Raw genomic sequence first — 19,317 nt, 5'->3', positions numbered from 1 at the left:
GCGATCAGCTGCCGGATATCAACAGGGCGCCCGCATAACCCCGCGCCACGACCGACTGACGCGCCGCCTCGGCGGCATTGGCGCTATCCCACGGCCCCACCACGACGTTGAACCGCCCCGCGCCCCGATCGGCGCGCACCCAGCCGCTCAGGCTGTCGGCGATTCGCCCGGCCTCGACCTGATCCGAAAAACTGCCCGCCTGGACCCAGAAGGTCGTCACCTCCGCCACCGCGACCGGCGTGGCAGCGATGACGGGCGCGCTGACGGGCGGGCCGGCCGGGACAGCGCCTCGCGGCATCGGCGCCGAGGCCCGCAACAGCGTGCCCCCGCCCTGCTGCGGCGCCCGGCCGAGGTAGCGCACCCGCACCCGCCCCACACCCTGCGACAGCATCCCCAGTTCGCTCGCCGCCTCGCGCGACAGGTCGATGATCCGGCTGTCCACGAACGGCCCGCGGTCATTGATCCGAACCACCAGCCGCCGCCCGTTCTCCAGGTTGGTCACCTCGACCAGACCAGGCAGAGGCAGGGTCTTGTGCGCCGCCGTCAGGGCATGCATGTCGAACCGCTCGCCGGTCGAGGTCGGCCGCCCGTTGAAGGCGTCGCCGTACCAGGACGCCATCCCGACCTCTTCGTAATCCGGCTGTTCCTTGGGCGTGTACCAGCGACCCCGCACCTGATACGGCCGCATCGTCCCCGACACGATCGGCGCCGGGTCCTTGACGACGGGCGAATGATCCTCGCCGCGCCCCGCGACCGCCCCGCGTACGCCTGCGCCGCCGACGGTGGAACAGGCGGCCAGCAGCGAAAACAGCCCCAGGATCAGCGCGCCGCGCACTCCCTGTCCTAACGTCATAGACCCGCCTCGCAAAAAATACGAAAACAGGATGACCGAAGACATTTCCGCTTTGGTTAATGACCCGTTCGCCTGCTATGGCGTCCGCCTCCGCTGCGGCGGCAAGGAAGTGTGGCCGAGTGGTTTAAGGCACTGGTCTTGAAAACCAGCGACGGTGAGAGCCGTCCGTGGGTTCGAATCCCACCGCTTCCGCCACTATCCCTCGCTTAGCCCTTGCTATTGCCTCGTCTGCCGTTAGGAACCCGGCTCCCCTGCCTGGAGCCCTGCCATGACGGCGACGAAACCGATGACGATCGGGATCGATTTCGGCACGACCAATACGGTCGTGGCCCTGACCGATGCGGATGGCCTCGCCCATCTCGTAACCTTCGACGCGGTCGAGGGCCAGACGACCACCTTCCGCTCGGCGCTCAGTTTCCAGACCCATCCCGGCGTGGACGGCCAGCCGCCCGAGCGCGTTGTCGAGGCCGGGCCGTGGGCCATCGCCGCCTATGTCGAGGACCCGCTGGAGACCCGCTTCATCCAGTCGTTCAAGACCTTCGCCGCCAGCGCCGCCTTCACCGAGACGCGGATCGACAACAAGCGCTACGCCTTCGAGGATCTGCTGGCCGCCTTCCTCTTGCGCCTGCGCCACCATGCCGGCGACGCACTGACGGATGCCCCGCCCGCCGTCATCGTCGGTCGCCCCGTCACCTTTGCGGGCGGCAATCCGGACGAGACCCTGGCCCTGTCGCGCTATCAGACGGCGTTCCAGCGGCTGGGCTTCACCGATATCCGCTATGCGCACGAGCCGGTCGGCGCCGCCTTCTATTTCGCACGCCAGCTGAAGGCGGACGCCACGGTCCTGGTCGCCGACTTCGGCGGCGGCACCAGCGACTTCTCGATCATCCGGTTCGAACATACACCCGACGGCCTGCGCTCGACGCCGCTGGCCCGCTCGGGCGTGGGCGTGGCGGGCGACGCCTTCGACTACCGGATCATCGACCAGCTGGTCTCGCCCGAACTGGGCAAGGGCGGTCTATACAGCTCCGTCGGAAAACAACTGCCGATTCCCCAGCGGTATTATTCCGCCTTCGCCCGCTGGGATCAGCTGGCCCTGCTACGGGCCTCGCGCGACATGCGCGACATCCGCGCCCTGGCCCGCACCGCGCTGGAGCCGGAGAAGATCGAGCGCCTGATCGAGGTGTTGGACGACAACCACGGCCATGACCTGTACCGCGCCGTCTCCACGCTGAAGATGGCCCTGTCGGCCGACGACCAAGCGACCTTCCTGTTCCAGGCCGGCGGCGTCCATATCGAAAAGCCGGTCGCCCGCGTCGATTTCGAACGCTGGATCGCGCCGGAACTGGCCGCCATCGAGGGCGCGGTGGATCAGGCGATGGCTTGCAGCGGCCTGGCGCACGACGCCATCGACCGTGTCTTCCTGACCGGCGGCACCTCCTTTGTGCCGGCCGTGCGGGCGCTGTTCCAGAACCGTTTCGGCGCCGAGCGGATCGAGACGGGCGGCGAGTTCGAATCCATCGCCGCCGGCCTGGCCCTGATCGGGCGCGAGGCGGATCTGGACCTGTGGAGCGAAAAGGCGGTCTAGAACCCCGCCCCTAGAACCCTTGCGCCCGCGCCACTCCTTCGGCGTGGAAGCCGGCGTCGCCCAGCAGTTCGTTCAGCACCCGCACCCGCTTCATGAACAGGCCGACGTCGAACGCGTCGGTCATGCCGACGCCGCCGTGCATCTGAACCGCCTCCTGCACCGCCAGTTCGGCGACGCGCCCTGCCTTGGCCTTGGCGATAGAGGCCGCCAGCGGCGCATCCTCGCGCCCCTCGTCGATGGCGATCTGGGCGCCGATCGTGGCGGCGCGCGCCAGTTCCAGCTCCGAGAACAGATGCGCAGCCCGGTGTTGCAGCGCCTGGAACTCGCCGATCAGCTTGCCGAACTGTTTGCGGGTCCGCAGATACTCCATCGTCGTCTTGAACGCCTGATCGCCGGCGCCGGTCAGGCTGGAGGCCGCGCAGGCCCGACCCAGGTTCAGCGCGCCGTCCAGCAGCGCCTCCCCGCCTCCTACCGCGCCGATCACGGCGTCTGCGTCGACCGCCACATCAGTCAGCGTGATCCGCGCCGCATTGTGCGCGTCCACCATCACCGTGCGCTCGATTTCGACGCCCGCCGTGGCCGGATCGACCAGGAACAGCGTCGTGCCCTCCTCAGCCGTCGCGACGACGATCAGGGCGTCGGCCACATGGCCGTCCAGCACGAAAGCCTTGGCGCCGTTCAGCTTGAAACCGTTGCCCGCCCGCTCGGCCCGCGTGGTGATCCGAGACGGCGCGTGTTTCGCGCCCTCGTCCACCGCCAGCGACAGGATGGCCTCGCCCGCTGCGATCCTGGGCAGCCAGGTCTGTTGCGCCTGTGATCCACCGTCGATCAGCACCTTGGCGGACAGAATCGACGAGCCAAGATACGGCGATGGCGTCAGGGTGCGCCCCAGGCTTTCGGCGATCACCCCGGCCTCGACCGCGCCCAGCCCCATGCCGCCCAGCGCCTCAGGGATGATGACGCCGGCGAAACCCATCTCGCCAAAGGCCCGCCACAGGTCGCGCGACACCCCGTCGGCGTCTCGCTCGTCCCTCAGCTTCCGCAGATGCGCGATCGGCGCCTGTTCGTTCAGGAAGCCGTCGGCGGCGTCCTGCAACATCGTCTGTTCTTCGGTCAGGATCAGCGGCATCGTCTCACGCTCCCGGCAGTTGAAGCAGATGTTTGGCGATGATGTTCAGCTGAACCTCGCTGGTGCCGCCCTCGATGGAGTTGGCCTTGGTCCGCAGCCAGTCGCGCGCCGCCTTGCCGTCGTGCGACCGCTCGCCCTCCCATTCCAGCGCATCGGCCCCGCCCGCCGCCATCAGCAGCTCATGGCGCCGCTTGTTCAGCTCGGAGCCATAGTATTTCAGCATGGAAGCGATGGCCGGATGCGCCTGTTTGGCCTTCACCTGATCGCCCACCCGCTCCATCGCCAAGCGGAAGGCGGCGGCGTCGATCTCCAGGTCCGCGATCCGGGCGCGCAGCATCGGCTCGTCCAACCGACCGGCTTCATCGGCGCCGATGGCGTCCATCGCCACCTGCCCCACAGGCCGCCCGCCGCCGACCTCGCCCATCGCGCCGATCATGGTCCGCTCGTGCGCCAACAGGTATTTGGCCACGTCCCAGCCTCGGTTCAGCGTCCCGACCAGGTTTTCCTTCTCCACCCGCACATCGTCGAAGAAGGTCTCGCAGAAGGGGGATTTGCCGGAAATCAGGGTGATCGGCCGCGTCGTCACGCCCGGCGTCTTCATGTCGAACAGCACGAAGCTGATGCCCAGATGTTTGGGCGCCTCGGGGTCCGTGCGCACCAGACAGAAGATCCAGTCGGCCTTGTCGGCGTAGGAGGTCCAGATCTTCTGGCCGTTGACGATCCAGTGGTCGCCCCGATCCTCGGCCCGCGTCTGGATGGACGCCAGATCGGATCCCGCGCCCGGCTCGGAATAACCTTGGCACCAGCGGATCTCGCCGCGCACGATCTCGGGCAGAAAACGCTTTTTCTGCTCTTCGGTCCCAAAGGCCAGCAACGCCGGGCCCAGCATCCAGACGCCGAAACTGGCCAGGGCCGGTTGGGCCTTGATGCGGCGCAGTTCGGAGGCCAGCACCTTGGCCTCCTCGCGGCTGAGGCCGCCTCCGCCGTATGCCTTGGGCCATTCCGGCGCCGTCCAGCCCCGCGCGCCCATCCGCTCCAGCCACAGCTTGTGCGCCGGGGTCTTGAAGGTGGGGTTTCGCCCGCCCCAGATCATCTCGTCGTCGGCCATCGGCCCGCGACATTCGGCCGGGCAGTTCGCCTCCAGCCAGGCGCGCGTCTCGGCGCGGAATTGCTCCAGATCGGTCATTCCTCGTCTCCCATGGCGTGCGTCGCTGACCGGCCGAAACCGATGCGAGACATCGTTGGGAATGACCTTATCCAGGAAATCCCCGCCTTAGAAAGCGAAACCTGAATGCCGATCACTTAGCTGACGTCACGTCAGATCAGGCCGTGGCCCTTGGGCAGTTCGGCGTAGCGGTGAACCCGCGTCGCCATCACCAGACCGAAGCCGATCATGACGGTCAGCATCACCGTGCCGCCATAGGACAAGAGCGGCATCGGCACGCCCACGACCGGCGCCAGCCCCATCACCATCGCCCCGTTGATCAGCACATAGAGCGCAAACGTCGCCGTCACGCCGGACGCCGCCAATCGCCCGAAGTGACTGTGCGACAGCGAGGCGATCCTCAGCGAGATCAGAATGATGGCGGCATAGGAGGCCAGAAGCGTGAAGGTGCCCACAAAGCCGAACTCCTCGGCGAAGGCGGCGAAGATGAAGTCGGTCTGGCGTTCAGGCAGGAACTCCAGCTGGCTCTGGCTGCCCAGGCCGAACCCGCGTCCCAGCGGCCCGCCCGAGCCCATGGCGATCTTGGACTGCACGATCTGATAGCCCTTGTCCGACATGTCGGCCTCGGGGTTCAGGAAGGTCAGCACCCGGTGACGCTGATAGTCGTGCATGCCGAACATCACATAGGGCGGCACCAGCACGGCGGCGGCGATGATCAGCGGCAGGATGATCCGCCAGCTCAGCCCGGCGACGAACATGATCGCCGCCCCCGTCAGACCGATCAGCATGGCCGACCCCAGGTCCGGCTGGTGCGCGACCAGCAGGAACGGAAGGCCGATAATCCCGACAGGGAAGATCAGCTTCCAATGGAAACTCGCCTCCTTGGCCGAGGCGCCGTGGTACCAGCGCGCCAGGGCCAGCACGACGCCGATCTTCATGATCTCGGACGGCTGGATGCGGGTGAAGCCCAGGTCCAGCCATCGCGTGGCCCCCAGCGCCGTATAGCCCAGCGGCGTCTCCACCAGCGCCAGCATGAACAGCGCCATCCCGTAGATGGGATAGGCCAGGGCGAACCAATATCGGATGCTGATCAGCGACAGCATCAGCATCAGCGCCAGACACAGGCCGAACCGGATCAGGTGTTTCATCGCCCAGGGCGACCAGGATCCGCCCGCCACCGAATACAGCATCAGGGCGCCGGTGCCGGACACCACGCACAGCAGGGCCGTCAGCCGCCAGTCGATCTGGCCCAGCTTGGTCGAGACGCGTTCGCGTTCGCCGGGACGTGACAGGGCCGAGGCGGTCAACGGCCGGGCTCGGACAGATAGGGACGCGGCCCGCTGGTCGCAGACGGCGCAGGGCGGCTCGGTTGCGGCGGGGCCACGACATCGGGCTCGGGCGCGGCGCCGACCACCCCGTCCTCGACGATGGCGTCGCCGGTCGGTTCGGGCGGCAGCGGCCGTTCGATGCGGGCGCGCATATCCGGATCCTTGAGCAGCACGGTGCGCATCACCTCGCGCGCGCGCGGCGCGCCGGCGGTCGCCCCGCCCTTGCCCCCGTGTTCGACGATGACGGCGACCGCATATCGCGGCGCATCCACCGGCGCGAAGGCCACGAACAGGTTGTGGTCCTTCAGCGCCCAAATATTGCTCTTGCGCGAGCCGGAGCCGTAGTTCCGGACCTGCGCCGTGCCGGTCTTGCCGGCTATCTGGATATCGCCCAGGCCTAACTGGCTCTGGCGATAGGCGGTGCCGGATCGATCGTTGGCCACGGCGATCATGCCCTGGCGCACATATTCGACGTGGGCCGGATCGAACGGCAGGTCCGGCGCCTCGGCCCCGCTGGGCTGTTCGACGCCGCCGATGGACTTGATCAAGCGCGGCTGAAGCTGCTTTTTCCCGTTCGCCAGACGCGAGGTCATGACCGCCAGCTGCAGGGCGTTCACCGTGATCGCGCCTTGGCCAATAGCGACCGAGGTCGTCTCTCCGGGATGCCAGACCGGATCGCGCGGGAAGGTTCGCGCCTTCCATTCCGTGGACGGCAACAGACCCTTGCGCTGGTTGCCGACGCCGATGTCAAACTCGTGCTCGAAGCCCAGCGCCAGCCCGGCCTTGCGGATATTGTCCACGCCCGCGCGGTTGCACATGGCGTAGAAATAGACGTCGCACGAGTTCTTGATCGCGTCGTGCATATTCTGGGTGCCATGCCGCCCCCAGCAACGTTGAACGCGGTTGCCGGTGCGATAGGCGCCGCTGCAGAAGACGCTGATGTTGGGATCGACGCCGGCTTCCAGCAGGGCCAGGGCCGTGGTCGGCTTGAAGGTCGAGCCCGGCGGGAAGGTGCCGTTCAGCGTCTTGTCCAGTAGCGGCTTGCGTTCATAGTCGGCCAGCGCGCGATAGGTCTTGGTTGGCACCCCGCCGACGAACAGGTTCGGGTCGAACGACGGCGCCGAGACCATGCACAGAATGTCGCCGTTGCGCACGTCCATGACGACGCAGGCGCCCGACTCATCGCCAAACACCTCCAGCGCGCGGTTCTGGACGTCGGCGTCCAGCGTCAGGACGACTTCCTTGCCCGGCACGGCCGGCCGCGAGCCGCCAATATCCTCGGCGACGACGCGACCGCGCGCATCGACCTCGACCCGATTGCCGCCCGGCTCGCCGCGAAGCGACGTATCCAGCGCCTTTTCGACGCCCTGGCGGCCAATGCGGAAACTGGGGTTGAACAACAGGGCGGGCGGCTGCTCGCCCTTGTCGCGGATCGCCTTGACGTCCCGGTCCGACACCTTGGCCACATAGCCGATGACGTGGGCGAACGATCCGCCGAACGGATAGTAGCGCGCCTCGTTCATATCGACCATCACGCCAGGCAGTTCGTTGGCGTACTGATTGACCTTGGCGAACTCTTCCCATGTCAGGTCGCTCTTGACCGGCACCGGGTTGAACTTGGACGCCGCATTGACGTCGCGGATGATGGCGCGACGGCGCTCCAGCGTGTCGGGCAACAGCCGTCCCAGAAGGTCCAGGGTCTGGTCCAGGTCCTTGGTTTCGTCGCGCACCACCAGCACACGGAAGCTCGGTCGGTTGCCGGCGATGACGACGCCGTTGCGGTCCTTGATCAGGCCGCGCGGCGGCGGGACCATGCGGAAGTTGAACTGGTTCTGCGACGACAGGGTCGCATATTCCTGAGCCTGCACGACCTGCAGCTGGCCCAGCCGTCCGATCAGCGCGGTAATCCCCAGCGCCGTCGCCCCGCCCAGCACGAAGGTGCGCCGCAGGAAGGACCCCTGACGCTCATTCACATCGGCAAAGAAGATGGAGGGCTCGCCGCTCATCGGAACCGAATATCCCCGTCGTCGAATCGCTCAAGCATCCAGTTGGCGATCGGATACAGCAGCAGCGTCGGCGCGACCTGTCCGACCAGCGGCAGAATCGCCGGCGCGTTCGTCGCTCGCATGGTCACCACAAGATAGGCCAGAAAGAAGGCGCCCAGCGTACAGGCGGCATAGGCCCCGAAGCGGATCAGCCCCTCATGCCCCGCCAGCAGATTGCGCGACAGTAGCACCGTTCCATAGACGCCCATCAGGCACAGCGCCCAAAGGCCCAGCGGCGTATTCCAGAACAGATCCAGGAACAGGCCAATCAGAAACAACACCGCAGGCGCCAGCATCGACGGCCGGATTAACGGCCAGGCGAAGGCCAGGATCATCGGAATGACCGGCTCGGGCAGATGCAGACCGAACAGTTGGAGCGGCGTTCCCAAAACGACCGTCGCGGCGAGGACGACCAAGGCCGGATAGACGATCCACTGAAGAGGTCCGACAACGCGAACCGCGACGGGCCGTCTCACGCCGCGCCTCCCGGAGCGGGCGCCGGCGCAGGGCTGGGCGCAGTTGGTGCAGGCGACGGGGTCGAAGCCGCAGGCCTCGCAGACGTCACGGCCGGACGGGCCGCCGTCGGCGCAGCGGCGAGCGCAGGCGTTGGCGCTGGCGTCGCCGCCGCAGCACGCGCCCGTTCGGCCTGGGCCTGTTGCGCCGCCGCGCGATGGGCGGCGGCGTCACGGATCGCCCCGACCTCGGCCGCGCTCGGCTCCGGCGCCGTCGTCAGGCCTGCGAGCGGCGGCGCGTTCAAGGCGTTCGGGCTGACCAGTTGTCCAAAGCTCTGGAACAGCAGCACGCGGACATAGTCGATCGCGCCGTGATCGCTGAACAGTTTGACCCGCCAGGCGCCGTCCACGCCCTTGGCGGCGACCCCGATCGGCAGCCCACGCGGCAGACCGCCGCCGTCGCCCGAACTCAGGATGCGGTCACCCGCCTTGATCGAACCGGATCCGCGAATGAACTCCAGACGCGGGCTGTCGCCGCCGTCTCCGGTCAGCATGGCGCGCGCATCGGTGCGCTCGATCATCACTGGGGTGCGCGACGCCACATCCGTCAGCAGCACGACGCGGCTGACGCCGCCCGTCACGCCGGTTATCCGCCCGACCAGACCGTGTTCCGTCACGACCGGGTTGCCGATCCGCACGCCCTTGGCCGAACCGACGTCGATCAGCTTGGCGTTGGAGAAGGGACCGCGCGATTCCGAAATCGCTCGCCCCGTGGCCATGGGCACCGGCGGCTCGGTGCGCAGACCCAGCAGGGCCTCATAGCGGCCATTGATATTCTTTTGTGCGATCGCTTCGTCGCGCCAGCCGCGCAGTTCCGCGATCTCGGCCTTCAGGCGGCGGTTCTCGCCGATGGCGAAGAAATAGCCGCCGACATAGTCGCGCGCGGCCCCGGCCCAACGCACCGGCGCGGCGAAGACCCCGCCGACAGGCCCGGCCGCCGCTTCGAATCCGCCGCGCGCCGCGCCCATGGTCGAGCCGCCCTCGGACGTCGTCCGGTCGCCAAGCAACAGGACGATCGCGCCGATGACAGCCACGACGACGACGACCGCGGCGGTCCATGCCAGCGGCACCTTGATGTTTTCAAAAGGGCCGTCGCGAAACGCCACGGGCGACCTTCCACTCAAAGGGGTTGGAATCGGCAGGACGCCCCCTGCCGCTGAACCTGCCTATCGCAAAATCAAGGCCGGAATGGAACCGTGATCACGCAGGCCAGACAAGGATTTGCAGCCAAGCTTTCACCTGGCCGCAACGGACGGATCAGAGCGCGGAGTCGAGCACGCCCTTCATCCAGCGCGGGTGCTCCAGCACACGGCCGCAGCCGATGGCCACGCAGGACAGCGGATCGTCGGCGACGGAAACCGGCAGGCCGGTGTGATCGCGGATCTCGACGTCCAGACCGCGCAACAGGGCGCCGCCGCCCGTCAGCATGATGCCCTTGTCGGCGATGTCGGCGGCCAGTTCCGGCGGCGTGGCTTCCAGCGCGACCTTCACGGCCTCGATGATCTGGGTGACCGGCTCGGCCAGGGCTTCCGCCGCCTGACGCTCAGAGATGCGCACCTCGCGCGGCACGCCCTGCATCAGGTCGCGACCCTTGACCTCGATCGACAGGCCTTCGCCGTCGGCCGGGATGCGGGCGGTGCCGATGTCTTTCTTGATGCGTTCGGCGGTCGTTTCGCCGATCAGCAGGTTATGGTTGCGGCGCATGTAGCTGATGATGCTGTCGTCCATCTTGTCGCCGCCGACGCGGACCGAACGCGAATAGACGATGCCCGACAGCGACAGGACGGCGACTTCGGTCGTACCGCCGCCGATGTCGACGACCATCGAGCCGGTCGGCTCGTGGATCGGCAGGCCGGCGCCGATCGCGGCGGCCATGGGCTCGTCGATCAGGCCCACGCGGCGCGCTGAGGCGTTCAGGCAGCTGTCGTTGATCGCGCGACGCTCGACCGCTGTTGCGCCCGAGGGCACGCAGACGATGATCTTGGGGTTCACGAAGCCCTTGCGGTTATGAACCTTGCGGATGAAGTGCTTGATCATCTCTTCGGCGACTTCGAAGTCGGCGATGACGCCGTCGCGCATGGGGCGGATCGCCTCCATGTGGCCCGGCGTGCGGCCCAGCATCTGCTTGGCTTCGATGCCCACGGCGTGGACGACCTTGCGCCCCCCGACGTTTCTCAGCGCCACGACCGATGGCTCGTTCAGGACGATGCCCTTGCCCTTCATGTAGATCAGGGTGTTGGCGGTGCCCAGGTCCATCGCGATGTCGTTGGAGATCGCGCCGAAAAGGGAGAAGCTCATGGGAATCGATACCGTTGTTAGCTGGCAGGGCGTCTAGATGTCTCAGTCGACCTGGCGACGCCCCAACTGCCCTGACATCCCCACGCCGGACAGTTCCTGATCGTCTTCGCCACGCCTACTAGCGGCGGGTTTGCCCGTATGAAACCGGGATTACAAGCCCCGATGACAGTGTCGTCATATGCAGAGGGCTATCGAGGCGCGACGCCTGTGGACGCCATGACTACAACGCCGCCCTGCTCCGCCCATGTGCGCCGACGTCGAAATTCGTGGCGGCCAGCATCGTCGGATACAGCGTGTCTTCCTCGCGCGCGACCCTGTGCGCCAGCGCGCCGATCAACCCCTTGGTCACACCGGCGAACCGGTCACGATCCGCTAGAATCCGGGCCTGCGTCCATTCCATGAAATAGTGCGCCCAAACCCCGCTGAGCGCCCCCATGTCCTCGACATAGTGCTGCGCAAGGTCGCGAACCGACACATCGTCGGACTGCATCAGGACAGGGTAGAGTTCACCGTCCTCGATCGCCAGATGCTCCGTCAGGGCGACGTTCAGCGCGCTCATCAACTCGCGAACGCGGATCGCATCGTCCGACGTCTTCAGAACGGCGGCGGTCCCGCCCAAGGCGCTGGCCAATCGTATGATCCGGCCGTGCTGCGCTTTTAGAACCTCGACATCCATAGCGATGCCTCCCACAAGCCATAATGCAACCTGTGGGTGAACGGACTCTAAATAGCAGGCTAAGCAAATTCCCTCAGTCGCCGCGCGCGATCTCGCGCCGCTTGACCAGTTCACGCACCACCAGCATCAGCGCCAGCCAGGCCAGCGCCACGCCAGCCAGTATGGCCGAGGTCCAGATGCCGTCGCCGCTGACCGCCGTCATGAAGGACCCGCCGAAGAAGGCGACCAGAGCGGTCTTCGGCAATACGCCTAGCGCGCACCCCGCCAGAAAGCCCGCGAATGACGCCCTCGCCGCCCCGAACGCCATGTTGACCACGATGAACGGCGCAGACGGCACGTTGCGGATCATGAAGCTGGCGTAGAAGGCGTTCTTGCCGACGAACCGCGTCAGCCGTCCGACCGTCTTGCCGCCGTGCCGCGCCAGCAGCCGCGCCGTGGGCCCGCGTCCCAGCCAGTAGGTCACGCCCGCCGACACGACCGTCGCGATCCAGCTGTAGAGGAAGCCGAACCACGGCCCGAACGCCACGACACAAGCGGCGATCAGGATGAACTGCGGCGCCCCGAAGAAAGCCGAGACCGTGAACACGACGATGGCGGCCACCAGCCCCCAGGGCCCCTGGCCGAATCCGGCCAGCCAAGCTTCCAGCCGCCCTTCGGCCTCCAGCCCCAGTTGGCTTTTGCCCACAGCGAACAGGGCGATCATCGCGCCCAGCAGCAGGGCCGTCGCCAGCACGGCGCGCCAGCGACGCGCCTCCATGTTCGACAGGAAATCGAAAAACCGACTCATGACGTCAGTCCGTGACGGAGAACGGCTCCACGGTCCAGCGTTCCAACATCCATTCCGATAGATTGGGATCCCAGACCCAGATCTGGCGATAGGGCGCAGTACGACCGCCTTCCGCTTCTACTGCGCCTTCGATCTCCGCTCGTGTTCGGCTCAGCCCGCGGAATTTTGTCGGCCGAAACGACATCGGTGTTTGGCCCAGTCGCGCAACAATCGCCTCAGCCACCCTGTTGTCGCGTCCCCGATCCGTCGTTGTCACCTCGCCTTGCCAGTCCAGCGTAGGCGATCCGTTTGTGCCGAGATAGGCACGCCAGACACCGGGGTCTTTGGGATCGAGCCCATAGCGCGGTCGCCCCTCGGATTGCCGGTTCCAGAGTGTGGCCGCCGCAAAGCGATCCCCTTCTGGTCCGAGGCAAGTCTCCAGAATGGTCACGCTGTTTCGCTGTTTTTTCTCGTCGAGCAGTTGGCAAGGCCCCAAGGCTTCAACTGCCCGCTTCGCCAGATCCAAGGCGTAATCTACGGTCAGTTCGCCGTCACAACCGCTTTGAGTCGCCCTTCGAACCGGTTCGGTCCTGTGGCGCGCGACCTGGCTGTTGGCCATTTCGACCGAAACGACCCAGGCATGCAGACAAATGCTCGGCATGGACGGCGGCGAACCGGCAGCATTTGGCTGTGACGGCAAGGGCGCCAAGACACGATCCGCGAAGCGAGACCCTGCGACGATCGCGTCCCAGCTTTCAGGACCGACCGGCGCCGTCAGCTTGCGGCCGTTCGTGCCGGAAACCCCAACCGTTGGATCCTGTCCTGGCCGTCTCACGAAAGCGACAACAGGCAAATCGCGCCCGTATCCGTCCACATAACGAGCGCGGTAGACTTCTGACTCGCTTCGCGCCTCCTCTTCTATCGAAGCTATGCTGAGCAGGTGCTCGACCCGAGCTCGATCCTCGGCCGCGCAACGGTCACGCCAGTTATCGTCGCGGCAGGCCCGAGGCGGCTCGGCCTGGCTCGTAAACAAGGCGGCAAGAAAAGTCGCGATCAGCATTCTTCATCTCCGACACGTCGGATCATTTGCGCATGCCGTTCTGCGCACGTAAACAACCCCGCCTCCCCGGCAAAAACTTCCAAAATCACGGGATAGTTCATGTCCAGCCTGCAATCTTCCGCCCTCGCCCGCGTCAAGCCCTCGGCCACCATCGCCGTCACCGCGCAGGCCCGGAAGCTTAAAGCCGAAGGTCGCGACGTGATCGGCCTGGGCGCCGGCGAGCCGGACTTCGACACCCCGGACAATATCAAACAGGCCGCGATCGATGCGATCAACCGCGGCGAGACCAAATATACTGACGCCGACGGCATGCCTGAGTTGAAGGCGGCCATCGTGGCCAAGTTCAAGCGCGAGAACGATCTCGACTATACGGCGGCCAACATCCACGTCGCGCCGGGCGGCAAGCCCGTCATCTTCAACGCCCTGGTCGCCACGCTGAACCCCGGCGACGAAGTCATCGTGCCAGCCCCCTACTGGGTCAGCTATCCCGACATGGTGCTGCTGGCCGGCGGCGAGCCCGTGACCGTGGTTGGCGAGGAGAAGGACGGCTTCAAGCTGCTGCCGGCTGTGCTGGAGGCCGCGATCACGCCCCGCACCAAGTGGCTGATCCTGAACAGCCCGTCCAACCCGACCGGCGCCGCCTATACCCGTGCCGAGCTTGAGGCCCTGGCCGAGGTCCTGCGTCGCCACCCCCACGTCTGGGTGCTGACCGACGACATGTACGAGCACCTCGTCTATGGCGACTTCGAATACACCACCATCGCCCAAGTGGCGCCGGACTTGATCGACCGCACCCTGACGGTCAACGGCGTCTCCAAGGCCTATGCCATGACCGGCTGGCGGATCGGCTACGCCGGCGGGCCCAAGCCGCTGATCGACCTGATGCGCAAGGTGGCCAGCCAGACCACGTCCAACCCGTCCAGCATCAGCCAGTGGGCGGCCGTCGAGGCGCTGAACGGCCCGCAGGATTTCATTCCAGAGCGCAAGGCCGCCTTCGAGAAGCGCCGTGATCTGGTCGTGTCGATGCTCAACCAGGCGGCTGGCGTCACCTGCGCCACGCCCGAGGGCGCCTTCTACGTCTATCCGTCGATCGCCGGACTGATCGGCAAGACCACGGAGGCGGGCGTGGCCATCGACGGCGATTCCACCTTCGCCGCCGAACTGCTGAATGCCGAGGGCGTGGCCGTCGTTCAGGGCGAGGCTTTCGGCCTCAGCCCCTATTTCCGCATCAGCTACGCCACCTCGGACGCTGTGCTGGAAGAAGCCTGCACCCGCATCCAGCGCTTCACGGCCTCGCTGCGCTGATCGACGAAGGGCGGAGGTTCAGGCCTCCGCCCGCCAACCGACCCTATTTGCTGGGCTGCATATACACCACGCGGCAATCGCCATCGATCGTGGTGTAGCGGTTGTTGGACGCGTCCACGAACGAGATCCGGCCGCCGTCGTCGTACTCGACCTTGCCGGTCGAGCGTCCCTTGAAGTTCTCCACCCCATAGGTCCAGCAGGTGATGTCCGCCGGCTTGTCGCCCCAGGTGGCGTCGTTGCGCGCCCGCTTGCTGTCGGTGCAGGCGGTCAGGGTGCCGGTCAGGGCAAGGACGGCGGCGGTATAGACGAGCGCTTTCATAGGCTCAGCCTTGCACGGACGCCGTCCAAGGAAAAGGCCGCCCCGGCGATGACGGGACGGCCCAACTTTCGACGCTGGCGCTCGACCTACGGCCGGCTGGCCATGCCCAGCTTCACCGGCTTGGCGTCGTCAGCAAGGGCGCCGCGTTTGACGCCCCACAGCAGGATGATCGGCGCGCCGACATAGATCGACGAATAGGTGCCGATGATGATGCCGAACATCAGCGCGATGGAGAAGCCGAACAGGGCCTCGCCTCCGAAGATGGCCAGGGCCGCCAGCACCATGACGGCGGTCACGCCGGTGATGATGGTCCGCGACAGGGTCTCGTTCAGCGACAGGTCGATCACGTCGCGCAGCGGCATGGTCTTGTACTTGCGCAGGTTCTCACGAAGGCGGTCGAACACCACGACGGTGTCGTTCATCGAATAGCCAATGACGGTCAGGACGGCGGCGACCATGTTCAGGCTGAATTCGAGCTTGAACAGCACGATCAGCCCGAACGTCAGGATCACGTCGTGCAGCAGGCCGACCACGGCGCCTAAGCCGAACTGCGGCTCGAACCGGAACCAAATATAGAGGAACATCAGGCCGATCGCGACGCCGAGAGCCAACAGGCCCGAGGTGAACAGCTCGCCTGACACCTTGGAGCCGACGACGCTGACGCCCGAATAGTTGACCTGACCGACCGCGCCGCTGATGGCGCCCTCGACCTGATTGACCACCTGGGTCTGATCGCGGCCTTCCGGCACCTGGAAGCGTAGGATGGCGGTCGAGCCGTCATCGACATTGGTGTCGCGGCGCGCGATACCCTGAACCTGGACGTCGCCCAGGTTCAGGCCGTTCACGGCCTCGCGGACCCGATCCAGCTCGATCGTCTGGCCCGCCGGCTTGGACACTTCCATCGAGGCGCCGCCCCGGAAGTCGATGCCCATGTTCAGGCCGGGATAGAAGCAGGAGACGATCGCCGCGACGCACAGGATCACCGACAGAACGCCGGCGAACCGCGCATATTTGACGAAGTGAAAATTCGTCTTCTGCGGCAGCAGTTTGATCAGGGGCCATCCACGCATCGCCATCACTCCGCGATCGGCAGTTTTTTGGGCTTGGCCGTCTTGAGCCAGTAGCCGAGCAGGACCTGGGCGACCAGGACCGACGAGAAGACCGAGGTGAACACACCGATGGTCAGGGTCCAGGCGAACCCGCGAACCGGGCCTTCGCCGAACACGAACATGATGCCCGCAGCGACCAGGGTGGTCAGGTTGGCGTCGATAATCGTGCCCATGGCCTTGTTGAAGCCGGCGTCCATCGAGGCGATGACGCTGCGGCCCGCCCGGGCCTCGTCACGCATCCGCTCGTAGATCAGCACGTTGGCGTCCACCGCGACCGCGAAGGTCAGGATCAGACCGGCGATGCCGGGCAGGGTCAGTGTCGCCTGGGTCAACGACATGGCCGCCACGATCAGCACGCCGTTCAGCACCAGGCCGACCACAGACACGCCGCCGAACAGCAAGCCATAGGCCAGGATCATGAACAGCACGATGATGGCGAAGCCGACGGCGGTCGACAGGGCGCCGGCGGCGACCGCGTCCGCGCCCAGTTCGGCCGTCACGGTACGGCGCTCCTCGACGTTCAGCGGCGCCGGCAGGGCGCCCCCGTTCAGCAGGTTCACCAACGTCGCCGCTTCCTGGATCGAGAAGTTGCCGGTGATCTGACCCGAGCCCGAGGTGATCGCGCTCTGGATCGTCGGGGCCGAGATGACCTTGCCGTCCAGGATGATGGCGAAGGGCTTTTGGAGGTTGGCGGCGGTGGCTTCGCCGAAGCGCCGAGCGCCGGCGCCGTCGAAGCGGAAGTCAATGGCCGGTCGGCCGCTCTGGTCCGAACCGACGCCGGCGCGGGTCAGGTTCTCACCCGACACCAGCACGCGCTTCTTCACCAGATAGGGCGTGCCGTCCTCGCCTTGCAGCAGTTCGGAATCGGGCGGCACACGGCCGGCCAGGGCGTCCTGAACCGAGTTCTCGACATCGACCATCTGGAAGGTCAGCTGCGCCGTCTGGCCGATGACTTCTTCCAGCTTGCTCGGATCGCTCTCGCCCGGCGCCTGGACCACGATCCGGTCGGCGCCCTGGCGGGTGATGGAGGGTTCGCGCGTACCCAGGCTGTCGATCCGGCGGCGCACCACCTCGATCGACTGGTCCACGGCCGTCGCGCCCATGCCGTTCAGCGCGGCGTCGGTATAGGCGAAGCGGATGCGGTTATCGCCTAGGCGCGTGGCGGTGCGTTCGGCCTGGCCGCCCGGTCCGACCTGACCGCCCAGTTGCTGCAGCGCCTTGAACGCGGCATCGCCCTGGGCCGGATTGGCCAGGGTGACGACCACGCCGCCGGCTTCACGCTGGAAGCCGTTGGTGGCGATACCCGCACCGTTCAGCGTGACCCGAACGTCTTCGATCAGGTTGGTGACGCGCTTCTCGCGCATCGCCGGCACATCGACTTCCAGCAGCAGATACGAACCGCCCTGAAGGTCCAGCCCCAGGTTCAGCTTGTTCTTGGGCATGAAGCCGGGCAGCGCCTCGCGCTGCTGATCCGACAACAGGTTCGGGAACGCCAGCAGACAGCCGAGGACGGCCGAGACGACGACGAGAATGACTTTCCAGCGCGACAGCTGAATCATGAGGGCGGTCCAGGTATCGGCGGATACGCGAGCGTATCAGGCCTTGGAATCGTTGGCGGCGATGGCGGTGCGGTTGCGCACCTCGGCGATCATGGCCTTGACCACGCGCACGTTGACGCTGGGCGCGATCTCGACGTTGACCTCGGCCTCTTCGACGCGGGTGACCTTGCCGATCATGCCGCTGCCCAGGACGACGGTGTCGCCACGCTTGACGGCGGCGATGGCGGTCGCGTGTTCCTTGGCGCGCTTCTGCTGCGGACGGATCAGCAGGAAGTAGAACAGGATGAAAATACCGATTATGGGCGCAAACCCGATCAACTGCGCCGTCAAGCCGCCTTCAGCGCCCATGGGTCGTCTCCGAACATAGAAGGGTAGCCCTCGTCGGAGCCCCCATTAAAACGAGGCGCGGAACCTAGGGCCGCGCCTCGCAGATTGCAACGCGGCGAAAGCGCTACCTGGGCAACACTGTCAAAGGATCGACGGCGACCGGATCGTCGCCGCGCATCTGACGGGTCTCGAAGTGGATCGAGGGGCGTCCGTCGCCGGCCGTCAGACCCACGGTGCCGATCTGCTGGCCCGCGCGCACGTCGTCGCCGTCCTTGACCGTCGCCGAACCCAGATGGCCATAGACCGTGCGCCAGCCGTTGGCGTGCACGATCAGCACCGTCAGTCCCTGCCCCACTAGATCGCTGCCGACATAGGCCACGCGCCCGGCCGCAGAGGCGCTGACCGTCGCGCCGGCCGAGGCGCCGATGTTGATGCCGTTGTTCCGCTCGCCCATGCCGACCGGACCGAACCGCCGCACGATGTCGCCGCGCACGGGCCACAGCAGGTTCGGCTGACCGGCAGCGGCGCCGGCGGCGTTGGTCTGTTCGACAGGCCGCGTCTGGACCGGCAGCGCCGCATTGCCCGAGGGCGGCGGCGGCGGCGGCGGCACGGCGCCGTTGGTGGGCACCAGCACGCCGACGGGCGAAGCGCCGGTCGCGTAAGGGTCGCGGCCGGTATCCACCGCCGCTTCAGGCAGGATGATTCGCTGGCCCGTCGTGATCGCCCCGCGCGGGCCCAGGCCGTTCAGGTCGATCAGCGTCTGCACCGGGGTCTGGAAGCGGCGTCCCACGCCCGAGATCGTGTCGCCCGGCTGGATCACATAGGCCGCGCCCGGACGCACCGGGGCCGACGACGACGGATAGGACGGCGGCGTATAGGCGGGCGGCTGCGACGCCGGCGGCTGATAGGTCGGTTGGCTCGGACCGACATTGACCGTCGGCGGCAAGGCTCCGCCCTCCACCTGGCCGATCGGCGCCGTCGCGGGCGGCGGCGATTCATAAGGAGCCGGTCGATAGGGCTGGTTCGAATTCTGGCCGGCGTTCGGATAGGCCGACTGCTGCGGATAGGCGCCCTGCCCTGGACCATAGGCCGGGGCCGGGTTCGCATGCGTCGAATAGCGCGGCTCCGAAGGATAGCTGATGCAGGCCGCCGTGCTCAACGCCGCCCCCGCGACCAGAACCGCTCTCATCCAGCCCGAAATCATCGCCACCGGCTGCTCCCATTCGTGGTTAAACTCGCCCGCCCGGTGTGCCCGCTCGCGCCCCATAAGCCAACCCC

General features: G+C 66.7%; 18 protein-coding genes and 1 tRNA gene. 3 read left to right on the top strand and 16 right to left on the bottom strand.

Annotated elements, in window-relative coordinates; genetic code table 11:
• Window positions 1-4: 4 nt before the first annotated feature.
• A complete protein-coding gene (locus HF680_RS03255; protein WP_185224048.1) occupies window positions 5-853 on the bottom strand; it encodes a septal ring lytic transglycosylase RlpA family protein in 849 nt (282 codons plus the stop codon).
• A gap of 105 nt (window positions 854-958) precedes the next feature.
• On the opposite strand from HF680_RS03255, the gene HF680_RS03250 reads away from it, so the two are divergent.
• A tRNA-Ser gene (locus HF680_RS03250) sits at window positions 959-1,048 on the top strand.
• Window positions 1,049-1,121: 73 nt separating this feature from the next.
• Window positions 1,122-2,441 carry an Hsp70 family protein gene (locus HF680_RS03245; protein WP_185224047.1) on the top strand — a complete coding sequence of 440 codons (1,320 nt, stop codon included), beginning with the start codon at window positions 1,122-1,124 and terminating at the stop codon, window positions 2,439-2,441.
• A 10-nt stretch (window positions 2,442-2,451) separates the two neighbouring features.
• On the opposite strand, the gene HF680_RS03240 is transcribed toward HF680_RS03245, so the two are convergent.
• From HF680_RS03240 to HF680_RS03195, 10 genes are all read right to left on the bottom strand, one after another.
• Entirely contained in the window at window positions 2,452-3,570 is a 1,119-nt protein-coding gene (locus HF680_RS03240) for an acyl-CoA dehydrogenase family protein (protein WP_045810762.1), read from the bottom strand.
• A 4-nt stretch (window positions 3,571-3,574) separates the two neighbouring features.
• Window positions 3,575-4,756, bottom strand: a complete 1,182-nt coding sequence (locus HF680_RS03235) for an acyl-CoA dehydrogenase family protein (protein ID WP_045810761.1) — start codon at window positions 4,754-4,756, stop codon at window positions 3,575-3,577.
• A 131-nt stretch (window positions 4,757-4,887) separates the two neighbouring features.
• Window positions 4,888-6,042: a rod shape-determining protein RodA gene (gene rodA / locus HF680_RS03230; protein ID WP_039243638.1), complete on the bottom strand. Its 1,155-nt coding sequence runs from the start codon at window positions 6,040-6,042 to the stop codon at window positions 4,888-4,890.
• Entirely contained in the window at window positions 6,039-8,069 is a 2,031-nt protein-coding gene (gene mrdA / locus HF680_RS03225) for a penicillin-binding protein 2 (RefSeq protein WP_185224046.1), read from the bottom strand. Before mrdA ends, rodA begins: the two co-directional genes overlap by 4 nt.
• Window positions 8,066-8,584, bottom strand: a complete 519-nt coding sequence (locus HF680_RS03220) for a hypothetical protein (protein ID WP_185224045.1) — start codon at window positions 8,582-8,584, stop codon at window positions 8,066-8,068. The genes mrdA and HF680_RS03220 overlap by 4 nt, the downstream gene beginning before the upstream one ends.
• On the bottom strand, window positions 8,581-9,726 hold the full coding sequence (gene mreC / locus HF680_RS03215; RefSeq protein ID WP_185224044.1) for a rod shape-determining protein MreC: 1,146 nt from the start codon (window positions 9,724-9,726) through the stop codon (window positions 8,581-8,583). Before mreC ends, HF680_RS03220 begins: the two co-directional genes overlap by 4 nt.
• A gap of 151 nt (window positions 9,727-9,877) precedes the next feature.
• Window positions 9,878-10,918 (bottom strand): rod shape-determining protein, encoded by a 1,041-nt coding sequence (locus HF680_RS03210; protein WP_017504801.1) that lies wholly within the window; start codon window positions 10,916-10,918, stop codon window positions 9,878-9,880.
• Between the two features lie 220 nt (window positions 10,919-11,138).
• Window positions 11,139-11,594 carry a hemerythrin domain-containing protein gene (locus tag HF680_RS03205; protein WP_185224043.1) on the bottom strand — a complete coding sequence of 152 codons (456 nt, stop codon included), beginning with the start codon at window positions 11,592-11,594 and terminating at the stop codon, window positions 11,139-11,141.
• 73 nt (window positions 11,595-11,667) lie between these two features.
• Window positions 11,668-12,381: a TVP38/TMEM64 family protein gene (locus tag HF680_RS03200; RefSeq protein ID WP_185224042.1), complete on the bottom strand. Its 714-nt coding sequence runs from the start codon at window positions 12,379-12,381 to the stop codon at window positions 11,668-11,670.
• A 4-nt stretch (window positions 12,382-12,385) separates the two neighbouring features.
• Entirely contained in the window at window positions 12,386-13,420 is a 1,035-nt protein-coding gene (locus HF680_RS03195; protein WP_185224041.1) for a hypothetical protein, read from the bottom strand.
• 99 nt (window positions 13,421-13,519) lie between these two features.
• On the opposite strand from HF680_RS03195, the gene HF680_RS03190 reads away from it, so the two are divergent.
• Window positions 13,520-14,725 carry a pyridoxal phosphate-dependent aminotransferase gene (locus HF680_RS03190; RefSeq protein WP_185224040.1) on the top strand — a complete coding sequence of 402 codons (1,206 nt, stop codon included), beginning with the start codon at window positions 13,520-13,522 and terminating at the stop codon, window positions 14,723-14,725.
• Window positions 14,726-14,768: 43 nt separating this feature from the next.
• On the opposite strand, the gene HF680_RS03185 is transcribed toward HF680_RS03190, so the two are convergent.
• The 5 genes from HF680_RS03185 to HF680_RS03165 form a co-directional block, all read right to left on the bottom strand.
• Window positions 14,769-15,044, bottom strand: a complete 276-nt coding sequence (locus HF680_RS03185) for a hypothetical protein (protein WP_185224039.1) — start codon at window positions 15,042-15,044, stop codon at window positions 14,769-14,771.
• A gap of 86 nt (window positions 15,045-15,130) precedes the next feature.
• Complete coding sequence (gene secF, locus HF680_RS03180) at window positions 15,131-16,120, bottom strand: protein translocase subunit SecF (RefSeq protein ID WP_185224038.1); 990 nt, start codon at window positions 16,118-16,120, stop codon at window positions 15,131-15,133.
• Window positions 16,120-17,712, bottom strand: coding sequence for a protein translocase subunit SecD (gene secD, locus HF680_RS03175; protein ID WP_185224037.1), 1,593 nt, complete (start codon window positions 17,710-17,712; stop codon window positions 16,120-16,122). Before secD ends, secF begins: the two co-directional genes overlap by 1 nt.
• A gap of 36 nt (window positions 17,713-17,748) precedes the next feature.
• Window positions 17,749-18,060, bottom strand: coding sequence for a preprotein translocase subunit YajC (gene yajC / locus HF680_RS03170; RefSeq protein WP_017504795.1), 312 nt, complete (start codon window positions 18,058-18,060; stop codon window positions 17,749-17,751).
• A 103-nt stretch (window positions 18,061-18,163) separates the two neighbouring features.
• Entirely contained in the window at window positions 18,164-19,243 is a 1,080-nt protein-coding gene (locus HF680_RS03165) for a peptidoglycan DD-metalloendopeptidase family protein (protein WP_185224317.1), read from the bottom strand.
• Window positions 19,244-19,317 lie beyond the last annotated feature (74 nt).

The sequence above is a fragment of the Brevundimonas huaxiensis genome (genome assembly GCF_014218725.1).
Taxonomy (GTDB): Bacteria; Pseudomonadota; Alphaproteobacteria; order Caulobacterales; family Caulobacteraceae; genus Brevundimonas; species Brevundimonas huaxiensis.
The sequence above is the reverse complement of the archived record's forward strand: the minus strand, read 5'-3'. Positions and strand labels throughout refer to the sequence as shown.

Excerpts from the sequence above, each read along its gene's own strand:
- HF680_RS03210 (WP_017504801.1), bottom strand. The coding sequence starts at position 10,918 with ATGAGCTTCTCCCTTTTCGGCGCGATCTCCAACGACATCGCGATGGAC.
- yajC (WP_017504795.1), bottom strand. The coding sequence starts at position 18,060 with ATGGGCGCTGAAGGCGGCTTGACGGCGCAGTTGATCGGGTTTGCGCCC.
- HF680_RS03165 (WP_185224317.1), bottom strand. The coding sequence starts at position 19,243 with ATGATTTCGGGCTGGATGAGAGCGGTTCTGGTCGCGGGGGCGGCGTTG.
- HF680_RS03200 (WP_185224042.1), bottom strand. The coding sequence starts at position 12,381 with ATGAGTCGGTTTTTCGATTTCCTGTCGAACATGGAGGCGCGTCGCTGG.
- HF680_RS03205 (WP_185224043.1), bottom strand. The coding sequence starts at position 11,594 with ATGGATGTCGAGGTTCTAAAAGCGCAGCACGGCCGGATCATACGATTG.
- HF680_RS03235 (WP_045810761.1), bottom strand. The coding sequence starts at position 4,756 with ATGACCGATCTGGAGCAATTCCGCGCCGAGACGCGCGCCTGGCTGGAG.
- HF680_RS03190 (WP_185224040.1), top strand. The coding sequence starts at position 13,520 with ATGTCCAGCCTGCAATCTTCCGCCCTCGCCCGCGTCAAGCCCTCGGCC.
- HF680_RS03240 (WP_045810762.1), bottom strand. The coding sequence starts at position 3,570 with ATGCCGCTGATCCTGACCGAAGAACAGACGATGTTGCAGGACGCCGCC.
- HF680_RS03255 (WP_185224048.1), bottom strand. The coding sequence starts at position 853 with ATGACGTTAGGACAGGGAGTGCGCGGCGCGCTGATCCTGGGGCTGTTT.
- secF (WP_185224038.1), bottom strand. The coding sequence starts at position 16,120 with ATGGCGATGCGTGGATGGCCCCTGATCAAACTGCTGCCGCAGAAGACG.
- mrdA (WP_185224046.1), bottom strand. The coding sequence starts at position 8,069 with ATGAGCGGCGAGCCCTCCATCTTCTTTGCCGATGTGAATGAGCGTCAG.
- HF680_RS03185 (WP_185224039.1), bottom strand. The coding sequence starts at position 15,044 with ATGAAAGCGCTCGTCTATACCGCCGCCGTCCTTGCCCTGACCGGCACC.
- HF680_RS03245 (WP_185224047.1), top strand. The coding sequence starts at position 1,122 with ATGACGGCGACGAAACCGATGACGATCGGGATCGATTTCGGCACGACC.
- HF680_RS03195 (WP_185224041.1), bottom strand. The coding sequence starts at position 13,420 with ATGCTGATCGCGACTTTTCTTGCCGCCTTGTTTACGAGCCAGGCCGAG.
- secD (WP_185224037.1), bottom strand. The coding sequence starts at position 17,712 with ATGATTCAGCTGTCGCGCTGGAAAGTCATTCTCGTCGTCGTCTCGGCC.